Source organism: Streptomyces sp. NPDC059037, from assembly GCF_042740015.1.
In the GTDB taxonomy this organism is placed as follows: domain Bacteria; phylum Actinomycetota; class Actinomycetes; order Streptomycetales; family Streptomycetaceae; genus Streptomyces.
In genome coordinates this window covers 1-12,706 of the sequence record NZ_JBHYIG010000277.1, presented here as the reverse complement: position 1 = coordinate 12,706, position 12,706 = coordinate 1, and the positions used below count along the sequence as shown (strand labels likewise).

11 protein-coding genes are annotated in these 12,706 nt (G+C 70.5%); 9 read left to right on the top strand and 2 right to left on the bottom strand.

Annotated features, from left to right (window positions below; genetic code table 11):
* Positions 1 to 117: 117 nt before the first annotated feature.
* Both ACFWY6_RS37395 and ACFWY6_RS37390 read right to left on the bottom strand, forming a co-directional pair.
* Positions 118 to 1,524, bottom strand: a complete 1,407-nt coding sequence (locus tag ACFWY6_RS37395; RefSeq protein ID WP_384700165.1) for a gluconate:H+ symporter — start codon at positions 1,522 to 1,524, stop codon at positions 118 to 120.
* A gap of 89 nt (positions 1,525 to 1,613) precedes the next feature.
* Entirely contained in the window at positions 1,614 to 2,123 is a 510-nt protein-coding gene (locus ACFWY6_RS37390) for a gluconokinase (protein ID WP_384700163.1), read from the bottom strand.
* A 190-nt stretch (positions 2,124 to 2,313) separates the two neighbouring features.
* Between ACFWY6_RS37390 and ACFWY6_RS37385 the strand changes: the two genes are divergently transcribed.
* The 9 genes from ACFWY6_RS37385 to ACFWY6_RS37345 all read left to right on the top strand — a co-directional run bounded on the left by ACFWY6_RS37385 (position 2,314) and on the right by ACFWY6_RS37345 (position 12,632).
* Positions 2,314 to 3,015, top strand: coding sequence for a FadR/GntR family transcriptional regulator (locus tag ACFWY6_RS37385; protein ID WP_384700161.1), 702 nt, complete (start codon positions 2,314 to 2,316; stop codon positions 3,013 to 3,015).
* A gap of 136 nt (positions 3,016 to 3,151) precedes the next feature.
* Positions 3,152 to 3,553, top strand: a complete 402-nt coding sequence (locus tag ACFWY6_RS37380) for a YchJ family protein (protein ID WP_384700159.1) — start codon at positions 3,152 to 3,154, stop codon at positions 3,551 to 3,553.
* A 279-nt stretch (positions 3,554 to 3,832) separates the two neighbouring features.
* Positions 3,833 to 6,712: a peroxidase family protein gene (locus ACFWY6_RS37375; RefSeq protein WP_384700157.1), complete on the top strand. Its 2,880-nt coding sequence runs from the start codon at positions 3,833 to 3,835 to the stop codon at positions 6,710 to 6,712.
* The gene (locus ACFWY6_RS37370; protein WP_384700155.1) at positions 6,699 to 8,096 is read left to right on the top strand and encodes a hypothetical protein; all 1,398 of its coding nucleotides are present in this window, start codon (positions 6,699 to 6,701) and stop codon (positions 8,094 to 8,096) included. The genes ACFWY6_RS37375 and ACFWY6_RS37370 overlap by 14 nt, the downstream gene beginning before the upstream one ends.
* Before the next feature lie 291 nt (positions 8,097 to 8,387).
* Positions 8,388 to 9,974 carry a sensor histidine kinase gene (locus tag ACFWY6_RS37365; RefSeq protein WP_384700153.1) on the top strand — a complete coding sequence of 529 codons (1,587 nt, stop codon included), beginning with the start codon at positions 8,388 to 8,390 and terminating at the stop codon, positions 9,972 to 9,974.
* A 4-nt stretch (positions 9,975 to 9,978) separates the two neighbouring features.
* Positions 9,979 to 10,389 (top strand): roadblock/LC7 domain-containing protein, encoded by a 411-nt coding sequence (locus tag ACFWY6_RS37360; protein ID WP_360772370.1) that lies wholly within the window; start codon positions 9,979 to 9,981, stop codon positions 10,387 to 10,389.
* Entirely contained in the window at positions 10,386 to 10,772 is a 387-nt protein-coding gene (locus tag ACFWY6_RS37355) for a DUF742 domain-containing protein (RefSeq protein WP_384700151.1), read from the top strand. The genes ACFWY6_RS37360 and ACFWY6_RS37355 overlap by 4 nt, the downstream gene beginning before the upstream one ends.
* Complete coding sequence (locus tag ACFWY6_RS37350) at positions 10,753 to 11,379, top strand: ATP/GTP-binding protein (RefSeq protein ID WP_361816470.1); 627 nt, start codon at positions 10,753 to 10,755, stop codon at positions 11,377 to 11,379. Before ACFWY6_RS37355 ends, ACFWY6_RS37350 begins: the two co-directional genes overlap by 20 nt.
* Positions 11,376 to 12,632: a cytochrome P450 gene (locus tag ACFWY6_RS37345; protein WP_384700148.1), complete on the top strand. Its 1,257-nt coding sequence runs from the start codon at positions 11,376 to 11,378 to the stop codon at positions 12,630 to 12,632. The genes ACFWY6_RS37350 and ACFWY6_RS37345 overlap by 4 nt, the downstream gene beginning before the upstream one ends.
* Positions 12,633 to 12,706 lie beyond the last annotated feature (74 nt).

Sequence of the window (12,706 nt, the reverse complement as noted above, 5' to 3'; positions counted from 1 at the left end):
GTGTTGGGCGCCCACCCCGCGGGGGGGGGTTCGGGGGCGCCCCCCGGGGGGGGGGGGGCCCCGTCGGTGTGGGGGGGGGGGGGGGGGGGGGCCAAAGGAACCCCGCCCTGACCCCGGCTAAAGCACCAGCGAAAGCAGCAGCACGAACCCACCCGCGACCACGGAGATGATCGTCTCCATGACCGACCAGGTCTTGATCGTCTGCCCCACGTCAAGCCCGAAGTACTCCTTCACCAGCCAGAACCCCGCATCGTTCACATGCGAGAAGAACAGCGACCCCGCACCGATCGCAAGCACCAGCAGCGCCGTATGCGAGTCGGACATGTCCGCCGCCAGCGGAGCCACAAGCCCCGCGGCAGAGATCGTGGCCACCGTCGCCGACCCCGTCGCGAGCCGGATCACCACAGCGATCAGCCACGCCAGCAACAGCGCCGGAATCGACCAGTCCTTGGAGATGTCAAGAACCATCTGACCGACACCCGAGTCGATCAGCGTCTGCTTGAAGCCACCACCCGCACCGACGATCATCAGCACACCGGCGATCGGCGCGAGCGACTTCTCGACCGTCGTCGAGAGACGGCCCTTGGTGAAGCCTGCCGCCCGGCCCAGCGTGAACATGCCCACGATGACCGCGGTGAGCAGCGCGATCAGCGGCGACCCGATGACGTCGAAGACGCGCTGCACGGTGTGCTCGGGGTCGTCGACGATGATGTCGACCAGCGCCTTGGCCAGCATCATGACGACCGGAAGAAGGATGGTCGCGACGGAGGCACCGAAGCTGGGGCGCTTGTCCAGGTTGTCCGAGGTGCGCTCGGGGATCATGCGGTCGGGCACCGGGACGTCGACCCAGCGGGCGGCGTACTTCGAGAAGACCGGACCCGCGATGATCACCGTCGGGATGGCGACCAGAACGCCGAGCGCCAGCGTGATCCCCAGGTTCGCGCCCACCGCGTCGATCGCGACGAGCGGACCGGGGTGCGGCGGAATGAGGCCGTGCATCACGGACAGGCCGGCCAGGGCCGGGATGCCGATCCGCATCAGCGAGTAGTTGCCGCGCTTGGCGACCATCAGGACGACCGGGATCAGCAGCACGATGCCGACCTCGAAGAAGAGCGGAAGGCCGATCACCGAGGCGATGAGGACCATCGCCCAGGGCATCGCGCGCCCGCCGGAACGCCCCGCCTTGGCCAGGATCGTGTCGACGATCTGGTCGGCGCCGCCGGAGTCGGCGAGCAGCTTGCCGAGGATCGCTCCGAGGGCGATCAGGACACCCACGCCCGCGACCGTGGCACCGAGCCCCGTCGTGAAGCTGGCGATCGCCTTGTCGAGCGGGGCGCCCGCGAAGGCGCCGAGGGCGAGCGACCCGATGGTCAGGGCCAGGAACGCGTGCAGCTTGAACTTCGTGATGAGCAGGACGATGACGGCGATGCCCGCGAGGACGGCGATTCCCAGCTGGGCATGGCCAGCGGAGGTGATCGGCTCGACGGCGTCCGCTGCCAGCATCTCAACGCTGAGACTGGTCACGGTGTCTTCCTTGTACGTCAGGGGGAGGGGACGGGGGTGCGGGGGGTGTGAGGGGGGTTTCCGCCGGCGGAGCCACCCGCCGGGCGGGTCTAGTAGTCGAGGGCGAGCAGGGCCTCGTACGCCCGCTCGCTGATCTCTCGGGGAGTGCCGGTGACATCGACGGCGACGCCCGCCTCGTCCGCGCCGAGCGGCTGGAGCGTGGCGAACTGCGAGTCGAGGAGGGCCGTCGGCATGAAGTGGCCCTGCCGGTGGGACATCCGGTCCTCGATGAGTTCGCGGGTGCCGGTGAGGTGGACGAAGACGAGGCCGGGGGCCTCGGCCCGCAGCCGGTCGCGATAGCTGCGCTTGAGCGCCGAGCTGCTGACCACACCGCCGCGTCCGGCGCGGCCGTGCGCCCAGGCGCCGATGGCGTCGAGCCAGGGCCAGCGGTCGTCGTCGGTCAGCGGGGTCCCGGCCGACATCTTGGCGATGTTCGCCGGGGGGTGGAAGTCGTCGCCCTCGGCGTAGGGAACGCCGAGCCGATCTGCGAGCAGGGGGCCGATCGTGGTCTTGCCGGTTCCTGCCACGCCCATCACTACGACGACGTGTGGGGTGCTCATCGCTGTCCTGCCTCGCTGTCTTCATCGACATCTTCGACGTCATCGACATCGGTCGTGCACGGACCGCCGGTCGGGGGAGAGCCGACGGTCCGTTCACGTCACTGAAACCCATTAGGTCTGACGAATTCAAGAGGCTGTGACGCAAAAGTCTGACTTTTTGTTCCCGAGGGGCCCCACATACCCTGACGTCATGACCGAACCTGCCCGTGGGCTGCACGCTCGTGTACTGGAAAGCCTCGGGCCCGCCATCACCGGCGGTGAGTACCCGCCGGGCAGTGTGTTGCGTACGGATGAACTGGCGCAGCGCTTCGAGGTGTCACGTTCCGTCATCAGGGAAGCCGTGCGGGTGCTCGAATCCATGCACCTCGTCGAGTCCCGGCGCCGGGTGGGCGTGACCGTACGGCCCACCGAGGAGTGGAACGTCTACGACCCGCAGGTCATCCGGTGGCGGCTCGCGGGCGCCGACCGGCCGCGCCAGCTGCGCTCCCTCACGGTTCTGCGCTCGGCGGTCGAACCGGTCGCCGCGGGGCTCGCCGCCGAGCACGCCACGCCCGAGCAGTGTGCCGCCCTCACGGAGTGCGCGCTCGGCATGGTCGCCACCTCGCGGGGGCAGCAGCTGGAGGGCTATCTCTTCCACGACATCAACTTCCACCGCATTGTTCTGAACGCTTCCGGCAACGAGATGTTTGCTCGGCTGGGAGATGTCGTGGCCGAGGTCCTCGCGGGCCGCACGCATCACCAGGTGATGTTCGAGGACCCGGATCCGGCCGCCGTCACGTTGCACGTGCGGGTCGCGGAGGCCGTGCGCGAAGGCGACGCCGTCCGTGCGGAGGCTCTGACGCGGGAGATTGCGGTGGGTGCGCTGCACGAGCTGGACATTCTTGCCCCGTAGCGGCTCTTCCCCTGCTGGGGCGCCGTGTGTGTCTGCGGGTGATTTGTGGCTTGTCGCGCAGTTCCCCGCGCCCCTTAAGGGGCGTCGGCCTGGCCCGCAGCTCTTTGGTGCGCCCCCGTCGGGGACAATGAGACCCATGTCCCGACGCCCCACCCGCCCCAAGACCTGCCCCTGCGGGCACCCCGAGCCGTACGAGTCGTGCTGCGGACGGCTGCACCGGGGGGAGGCGAAGGCCGCCGTGCCCGAGGAGCTGATGCGCTCCCGCTACAGCGCCTTCGTGAAGCGGGACGAGGCGTACCTCCTGCGCACCTGGCACCCGAGGACCCGGCCGCCCCGCGTCGAGTTCGACCCCGGCATGCGCTGGATGGGCCTGGAGATCCTGGCGACCGCCGAAGGCACGGCGTTCCACAGCACGGGCACGGTCGAGTTCCGGGCCCGGTACACCGACGGGGGCCGCCAGGACGCGCTGCACGAGCGCAGCAGGTTCGAGCGGGTCCACGGGGCCTGGGTATACGTCGACGGCGAGCTCATCGAGTAGCAGGGGGCGCGCGCCGACCCGTATCGGACCGGCCATCAGCGCCCTCTCGCTCATGGGGCTGCTGTGAGTGGAGGCCCCAGAGGGACTCGCGGACGATCACCCGCGCCGCGCCACCCGCCCGCCACGGCCCGCCGACGGGCCCAAATACCGCCGCCCGCCTGCCTGTTCGAGCTGCGACGCAGGCCCCACACATAGGCGAGATCCCGCGCTGCGGCCGTCCGGTGCCGCCACTAGCGTCCATGCCCCGTCCCGTACGCCTGCGTGCGAAGGAAGCGCCTGATGGCCGACACCGGACAGTACGAGCAGAGTTACGAGCGTTACGTGGGCGGCAGCCCCGAGGCGGAGCGGCGGCTTTTCGAGCGCCTGGCACACGAACTGATGAAGGTTCAGGTCAAGAACCGGCGGGCGGGCGGCGCCGGTTCACTCGCCCGTACCCAGCACGCGAAGTCCGCACTCGGCGTGGAGAACGCCCGCCTCTCCTTCCGCGACGATCTGCCCGATGCGCTGCGCACCGGGTTCGCCCGGCCCGGCGCCGAGTACCCGGCGACCGTGCGGCTCTCCAACGCGAGCGGCATCCGGCAGGGCGACGGGGTGGCCGATCTGCGCGGCGTCGCCGTGCGGGTGACGGTGTCGGCCGAGGAGAGCCACGACCTGCTCGCCACCAACTACCCGGTGTCGCACGCCCGTGACGCCCGCGAGTTCGTCGCCTTCGCCAAGGCCATGGCGGGCGCGACGAGCCCGCTGCAGAAGGCCCTTGGCCTGTTCGTGAAGCTTCCGCTCGCCGTCGGTCTGTCCGCCGCGACCCGGATGCGGCGCAACATCCAGGCCGCCACCCGGCACAAGGTCGACAGCCTTGCCAGGGAGACCTATTGGAGCCGCGGCGCGATCCTGTGGGGCGACGCGGGCCCGGTCCGCTATCTGCTGCGCCCCGTCGTGGGCAGCGCCCCCGAGCCCAGGCCCGAGCGCCGCGACCCCCGCTTCCTGCACCGCGAACTCGCCCACCGCCTCGTCACGTCGGACGTCGCTTTCGATTTGTGCGTGCAGCGTTACGTCGACGAGCAGCGCACGCCCGTCGAGGACGGCTCCGTGGACTGGAAGGACGCCATCACCCCCGCGGTGCCCATCGGGCGCCTCACCGTGCCGCGCCAGGACATCAGCACCGCCGAGGCGCAGGCCGCCGCCGGGCGCGTCGAAGAGCTCGCCTTCAACCCCTGGTACACCACCGACGAGTTCCGCCCCCTGGGCAACCTCAACCGTGCCCGCAAGGCCGCGTACGAAGCCAGCGCAGCCCACCGCCAGGGGCTGCGCTTCACGACCGAGGAGCCACTGCGCAACAAGGTGCTCGGCATCCCGGTCGGCGGATTCTTCCGCGTACTCAACCGCTATGTCCCTTGGTATCGGCTGCCGTTGGAGCCGGGCCTGCTGAACCTGGTCTTCCTGCGCAAGGCGCTCAGGCGGTTCAACCTCATCGACACCGACGTGCACGAGGCGCCGCCGAAGGCCGTCCCCGTGCCGGCGCCCGTCGACGAGCGCTGGCGCACGGCCCGGTCCTACGACGGGACGTACAACGACCTCTCCGCGCCGTCCATGGGAGCCGTCGGCGCGGCCTTCGGACGCAACCTGAAGCCGGACTACCGGCCCGACCTCTTCGACACCCCGAACCCGGTCACCGTCAGCCGCGAACTCCTGCAGCGCGACACCTTCGTACCCGCGACCACGCTCAACATCCTGGCCGCCGCCTGGATCCAGTTCCAGGTCCACGACTGGGTCAACCACCGCCGCTACCCGGCCGGCGGCAAGGCTGTCGAGGTCCCGCTGCCGCCCGGCAGCACCTGGCACAACACCCCCGGCGGGCCACCCGAGAACGTGATGCGCTTCGCCGAGAACGAGGGCATCGAGGTCCCCGGCGACCGGCCCCCGATCCTCTTCGCCAACAGCGCGTCGCACTGGTGGGACGGCTCCGAGGTGTACGGCGCGACCGCGCGCACCGCGCAGTTCCTGCGCGGACCTGACGGCACCGCCGACCTCCGCCTGGAGGACGGACACCTGCCCCTCACCCAGAGCGGCGGCATCCCGCTCACCGGCTTCAACGAGAGCTGGTGGATGGGCCTCAGCGCGATGCACACCCTCTTCGCCCGCGAGCACAACGCGGTCTGCGCCGCGCTGCGCCACGAGTACCCCGCGATGAGCGAGAACAGCATCTACCACACGGCACGCCTGGTCGTCTCCGCCCTCATCGCCAAGATCCACACGGTGGAGTGGACCCCCGCGATCCTCGCCACCAAGGCCATCGACCTCGGCCTGCACACCAACTGGGAGGGCCCGCCCGACAATTGGCTCAACAAGCTGGGCCTGTGGCTCCTGGAGTCCCACTCGCTGACCGGCATCCCCAAGACCCTGCCGGACCACCACGCGGCGCCGTACTCCCTCACCGAGGACTTCGTCACCGTCTACCGGATGCATCCGCTGATCCCCGACGACTACGTGATGCGCGAGCACCACTTCGGGCAGCGCCTGGAGAGCCTCGGCTTCAACGACATCCAGGGCGCCGCCGCCGAGGCCGCCATCCGCAAGACGGGCCTGGCCGACACGCTCTACTCCTTCGGCATCGCCCACCCCGGCGCCATCACCCTGAACAACTTCCCGCGCGCGCTGCAGCGCTTCGAGCGCGACGGGGAGATCATCGACCTGTCCGTCGTCGACCTCGTGCGCACCCGCAGGCGGGGCGTGCCGCGCTACAACGACTTCCGCGCGGGCCTGCACAAGCCGCGGATCAGCCGCTTCGAGGACCTGACCCAGGACCCCGAGACCCTCGCGCGCCTCAAGGACGTCTATGACTCGGTCGACGAGATCGACACCGTGGTCGGCCTGTTCGCCGAGAACCCGCCGACCGGCTTCGGCTTCAGCGACACCGCCTTCCGCATCTTCATCCTGATGGCCACGCGCCGCCTGCAGAGCGACCGCTTCCTGACCGTCGACTACCGCCCCGAGATCTACACCCCGCTCGGCATGGACTGGGTCGAGAAGGGCGGCATGAAGTCCGTCATCCTGCGGCACGCCCCGGACCTCGCGGGGCTGCTGCCGCGCGACGCGAGCGCGTTCGCGCCCTGGCGGCAGGTGCAGCCGACGCGGGACGGCGGCAGCGATGCCGCGGGATGACGGCGGGGACGGGCCCCGGGCGGACGGGCACCACCCGGGGCTCGACGACCTCTTCGTACGCCCCCTCCTGGAGACGGTCTGGCGCCGCCGCACCCACCGGGTGAGCCGCGGCGCCGACGTCCCCGCGGGCTCGATGAGTCACGTGTCCGAGCAGGCCCCGCAGCCGCTCACCGAACTGGAGGAGGCGGTCCTGATCGCCCTGACCGGCTGCACCGGTCTGACGATGCCGGACCGCCCCTTCGACGACCCCCGCAACGGCAGACCGATCATGGCGAAGCCGAACCTGACGATGGCGGGGCGCACGGCAGGCAGCCCCGACAACGCGCAGGGCACGCACTTCTTCCTGATCAACGACACGGGGACGTACTACCTGCGCAAGCTGGACCCGGCGCCCGGGGAGCCCTTCGACGCGCTGACCCTGACCGACCGCGCACGGCAGTCCAAGGTCCAGGTCCTCGACCACCGCCTCGACGTCGCCGAGGGCATGCGGGACTTCCCCGCCTACCTGGACTCGAACCGCTTCCTGTCCAACCTTCCCGGTACGACGCTGCTGTTCCCGGTGGTGGACCTCTCCCACCAGTACATCAACGCCCTGATGTACCTGCTCACACAGCCGGACGGCGCCCGCCCCACCCTGGTGGACGACCGCAACTTCTACCGCCCGGCGGGCGTGCGGAAGTGGATCCGCAACGGCTTCCTGAACGAGAAGCTGAAACTGCCCCTGGGCGCGCTCGGCCCCCTGCGCACCCAGATCGAGGCGGACCTGCTCCTCCAGAACCTCATGCTGGTCGCCGAGGGGATGGGCCTCGGCGCCTGGATCCACGCCTCCATAAACCCCCAAATAGCCCTGGGCGACCCGAAGTTCAGCCGTGCCTACGGCAAGATGCTGGGCTTCACCTTCGTCACCCCGCGCTGGCGCATCGCCGACCTGTGGCGCTGGCACATCCCTCTCCCCAAGTACGCCAACGTCCGCTCGCACCCCGTGGGCCTCAAGGCACCGAATGGCGAGCAGCTGATCTCCGCCATGTGCCCGCCCGCGTTCGCGTCGATGTCCGACGCGGTGGACGCCGTCATCCGCGAGAAGTTCGGCCCCGGCGGCGTCTACGGCGACAAGGACGTCTTCTCCCGCATCTACCGCGAGGACTACGGCCGGCGCTACCTCGCGGAGGCGAGCGAGTACGAGGACCGGGTCGTCGAATGCGCCCGCGACATCTGCGCGTACATCCTGCGCACCCACCGCCGCTTCCCCGCGCACACGGACGCGATCCACGTCCCCGGCGTCTGGCTGCAGGCGCACCATGTGGAGCGGCCCTACTACGAGAAGTACTTCACGAACGGCCTGACAGACGCGCATCGCCGGCACGGGGAGCTGTGGGACGACTGATCCGCGGCGCGATCCAGCCACCGTCCGCACCCCTGGCCGAAGATCACCTACCGTCGCCGTCCGCTGACCGACCGGGTTGATCAACACCATGCCCCACCAGATAAGCTCCGCTGCAGCGCCGTGAGTTGACGCGATATCAAGGTTCGCGCACCCACGGCGCCGTCGCGCTGTCGTACGGGGGATCACGCAGGTGATCGAGGGGGTGCCGCCATCCCGGGGTACCGAGATGCGACGGGTGCGACCCCTTGGTTGGGTTGTCCACTCTTCGATCGCGTTGGTTTGAGGATGCAGATGGAACTTGCCACTCCGCCGCCGACCGCGGCCCGTGCACCGGCGGCCTGGTACAGCTGGTGGCTGCTGCCGACCGGTCTCGGCGCCGGCAGCGTCGTCATGCTGGTCGCCGGCTCCGAACCGGCCCGAATACCCGCCGCGCTCGTCGGCCTCGCAGGCACCGCGGCCGCCGCGGCCTGTGTCCGCCTCCTGTTGCGTACGAGACAGGGACTGAGCCGCGCCGCCGACGAATCGCGCACCGCGCAGCTCAGCCACTCCCAGCAGTGGCAGCAGCACGTCGCCGCCCTGGAGCGGCAGCACGAGGACAAGAGCGCCGCCCAGGAGGCCCAGTGGGCCGACGAGGCCAAGGCGTGGCAGTGGCAGCTCGACCGCCAGCAGGCGCTGGTCGCCCGCCTCGCGGAGGGATTCCTGCCCTCCGCCATCGCGGGCCTGCGCGGCGGCGCGGCGATCGACGACGTGCTGCCCGTCGAGCTTGAGCAAGAGACCGAGATCACACCGGAGTTCAGGCTCGAACTGCGCAAGGCCCTGCGGACCGGCCTGATCGCCGTCGAGGAGGAGCTCAACCGCAGCACCTCCGCCGAGCAGGCCGTCATCAGCATCGGCAGCCGGATCCACGTACTGACCGGAAAGATCCGTGGCCGGCTGCACGAGATGCAGGGCGAGCACGGCAGGACCCCGGCCGTCGCCCAGGGCCTGATGGAGCTCGACCAGGCGATCGGCCCCGCCGACTGTCTGGCCGCCAGCATCGGCGTGCTCGGCGGCACGGACCGGCCGGGGCGCCAGTGGCAGGAGCCGCAGCGTCTGCTCAGCGTCGTACGCGGCGGCATCGGGCGCATCAAGGACTTCGACCGCATCCAGCTGCGCCAGCTGCCCGAACTCGGCGTCGACGGCGGTCTGGTGGACCACCTCACGCTGATCTTCGCCCACCTCCTGGACAACGCGGCGCGTTACTCGCCGCCCACCGAGCCGGTCGTCGTGTCCGGCAAGGAGGTGCCCAACGGCGTCGGCATCGAGATCCAGGACGCCGGCAAGGGCCTGACCGACGAGAAGAAGCAGCAGGCGCTGCAGGCGCTCGAAGGCATCGCCGAGGGCCCCGGCATCGGCGGCCTCGCGGAGGACGCGCACCTGGGCCTGCGGGTCGTCGGCACCCTCGCCCGCAAGTACGGCATCCGGGTCACCTTCGCCGACTCGCCCTGGCTCGGCACCTCGGTGGTCGTCGTCGTACCGCACAAGTACTTCAGCCCGCTTCCGGCCGCGTCCGTGTCCGTGCCCGCCGCCGCCCAGGCCGGGTCCACCGCCGCCGAGGTGCCCGTCGCCGCCACCGCCCCGGCCGCCGAGCCGGTCGCCGCCCCCGAGCAGGCCTCTCCCGCCGAGCCGAACGGCGCCGGCGAAGCCACCGCGGACGTCACTCCGGGCGGTCTGCCCCGGCGCAGGAGCAAGCGTGCCGAGGCCCCCAAGGCGGCCGAGCGGCCGGCGGCCACTCCCGCGCAGCCCATAGCGCCGCCGGACGCGTCCTTCACCGGCTTGGCGGCCTTCGCCACCGCTGGACGAGAGACCGACGAGCCCCGCACCGAAGAGAGCGACTAGCCACATGACGCAACACGAAACCGACGTGAGCTGGGCGCTCCGCGATCTGACCGAGAGCATCCAGGAGATCCGCTTCGCCCTGGTCGCGTCGAGCGACGGCAAGGCCATCACGTCGTACGGAGCCGACGACCCGGACGACGTGGACCGCTTCGCCGCCGTGGTCGCCGGACTGCAGGCGCTCGCGCAGCCGGTGGCGGACCAGTTCCCGAAGTTCGGCGGCCAGTTGCGCCTGGCGATGATCGAGGTGGACGGCGGGCACCTGTTCGTGGTGCGGGCCGGAGTGGAGACGTACCTCGGCGTCCTGGCCAAGGAAGGGCTCGATCAAGGGCTGCTCGGGCACCAGATGAGGGACCTGTCCCGCAGGATGGGTGAGCTCCTCGGCACCACTCCGCGCCAGGAGGAGCAGTCTGGATGAGTGGCCCCCACCGGTCCGGCCTCCCACGGCCCACGGAACCGTCCGGTCTCGAGCGCTACTACGTGCTCACCGGCGGTCGCAGTGGCCCAGGTGGGCCGGCGGCCGGCCTCGACGTGGCGACCCTCATCGTCTCCCGCTCCGCCCCCGCTCCCGGTATGCAGCACGAGCACGAGGACATCGTGCGCCGGTGCCGCGATCCGCTGTCGGTGGCCGAGCTGGGCGCCCATCTCGGACTGCCGTTCAACATTCTCGCGGTGCTCGTGGCCGACCTGCTGGAAGCGGGCCTGGTGGACGCCCGTGATCCCATCCCGGCTTCCACACCCGGCCATGGGGCGGACCTCGCGCTCCTTGAGGAGGTACTCAGTGGACTTCAAAGGCTTTGACCGTCCGGACCAGCCGACGACAGCGGGCTCACAACTGCCCGCCGAGAGCCGCTCGGTCAAAGTGATGATCGCCGGGGGCTTCGGCACCGGCAAGACCACCATGGTCCGCTCCGTGAGCGACATCAAACCGCTCACCACCGAGGAGACCCTGACCCAGGCGAGCATCGACGTCGACCACCTCATCGGCGTCGCCGACAAGACCGAGACCACGGTCAGCCTGGACTTCGGACGGATCGGGCTCAACGAACAGCTGGTGCTCTACCTGTTCGGCACGCCGGGCCAGGAGCGCTTCTGGTTCCTGTGGAACGGCCTGTTCAAGGGGGCACTCGGCGCGGTCGTCCTGGTGGACACGCGGCGCCTCGCGTCCAGCTTCCGGGCGATCGAGGAGATGGAGCGGCAGGGCGTGCCGTTCGTCATCGCCCTGAACGTCTTCCCCGACTCCCAGGAGCACCCCATCGAGGAGATACGCGACGCCCTGGACATCTCCGAGCACACCCCGGTCGTCGCCTGCGACGCCAGGGACCGGGGGTCCAGCCGCGATGTCCTCATCGCCCTGATCCGCCATCTCAAGGAACGCTCCGCCGCCGCCCTGGAGGCCGCCCGATGAACTCCCCGACCCCGGCTTCCGGGGGCTGCCCGGTCGCCCACGGCGGTCCCAACGGGCTCGCCCGTCTGTACGGGGAGCACGCGGCCAAGGACCAGCAGGGCATCTACGAGCGGCTGCGCAAGCAGCACGGCTCGGTCGCGCCCGTCCTCCTCGAAGGGGACATACCGGCCTGGCTGGTCCTCGGCTACCGCGAGAACCGGCGGGTCCTGGAGAACCCCCGCCAGTTCGCCCGTGACTCGCGGATCTGGCGGGACTGGAAGGAGGGGCGCGTCGAGAACACCTCGCCCCTGATCCCGATGCTCGCCTGGCGCCCCGACTGCGTCTCCCAGGACGGTGAGCCGCACCGGAGGCTGCGCGCGGCGGTCACGGACAATCTGCAGGCCCTGGCGGACCGCGGCGTCAAGCGGCACGTCACGTACTTCGCCAACAAGCAGATCGACGCGTTCGCCGAGGAGGGCAGCGCGGATCTCGTCGCGCAGTACGCCGAGTACCTGCCGATGCTGGTCCTTACACGGCTGTTCGGCCTGCCCGAACGGGAGGGACGACAGCTCGCGGTGTCCTGTGCGCAGGTCATCAAGGGCGGCGCGGACGCCGTGGCGCACAACGACCGCATCATGCAGATCCTGGAGGCGCTGGCCGAGCGCAAGCGCGCCGAGCCGGGCGCCGACTTCACGACCGGGCTCCTGAGCCACCACGCCGACCTGGACGAGGGCGAGATCCTCAGCCATCTGCGGCTGGTCCTGATCACCGCCCACACCACCACGAGCAACCTGCTTGCCCGGGTCCTGCAGTCCGTGCTCACGCACGCCTCGCACATGGCCGGTCTGGTGAGCGGGCAGCTGAACATCTCCGCCGTGGTGCAGGAGGTCATGTGGAACACGCCGCCGCTCGCCGTCTGCCCGGGGCGCTTCGCCACGGCCGACCTGGAGCTCGGCGGCCAGCAGATCAAGTCGGGCGATCTGCTCGTCCTCGGCCTCGCGGCCGGCAATCTGGACCCGGAGATCCGGCCGGACGCCTCGACCGATCTGCACGGCAACCAGGCCCATCTCGCGTTCAGCGGCGGCGCGCACGAATGCCCGGGGCAGGGTCTCGGCCAGGGCATCATCGAGACGTCCGTCGACGTCCTGCTGCACCGGCTGTCCGGGCTGCGCCTGACGGTCGAGCCCGGGGAACTCACCACCACCGCCTCCACCTGGGAGGCGCGCCTCGACCGCCTGCCCGTCGAGTTCGCGGCACAGACCGCCGGAGTCTGAGACGCCCCGGGGCGGGGCCCCGCCCCGGGGGGGCGGGCCCGGGGGGTGTGAAAAAAAGCGGGCCCCCGGCGGCC

Excerpts from the sequence above, each read along its gene's own strand:
- ACFWY6_RS37390 (WP_384700163.1), bottom strand. The coding sequence starts at position 2,123 with ATGAGCACCCCACACGTCGTCGTAGTGATGGGCGTGGCAGGAACCGGC.
- ACFWY6_RS37385 (WP_384700161.1), top strand. The coding sequence starts at position 2,314 with ATGACCGAACCTGCCCGTGGGCTGCACGCTCGTGTACTGGAAAGCCTC.
- ACFWY6_RS37380 (WP_384700159.1), top strand. The coding sequence starts at position 3,152 with ATGTCCCGACGCCCCACCCGCCCCAAGACCTGCCCCTGCGGGCACCCC.
- ACFWY6_RS37375 (WP_384700157.1), top strand. The coding sequence starts at position 3,833 with ATGGCCGACACCGGACAGTACGAGCAGAGTTACGAGCGTTACGTGGGC.
- ACFWY6_RS37370 (WP_384700155.1), top strand. The coding sequence starts at position 6,699 with ATGCCGCGGGATGACGGCGGGGACGGGCCCCGGGCGGACGGGCACCAC.
- ACFWY6_RS37365 (WP_384700153.1), top strand. The coding sequence starts at position 8,388 with ATGGAACTTGCCACTCCGCCGCCGACCGCGGCCCGTGCACCGGCGGCC.
- ACFWY6_RS37360 (WP_360772370.1), top strand. The coding sequence starts at position 9,979 with ATGACGCAACACGAAACCGACGTGAGCTGGGCGCTCCGCGATCTGACC.
- ACFWY6_RS37355 (WP_384700151.1), top strand. The coding sequence starts at position 10,386 with ATGAGTGGCCCCCACCGGTCCGGCCTCCCACGGCCCACGGAACCGTCC.
- ACFWY6_RS37345 (WP_384700148.1), top strand. The coding sequence starts at position 11,376 with ATGAACTCCCCGACCCCGGCTTCCGGGGGCTGCCCGGTCGCCCACGGC.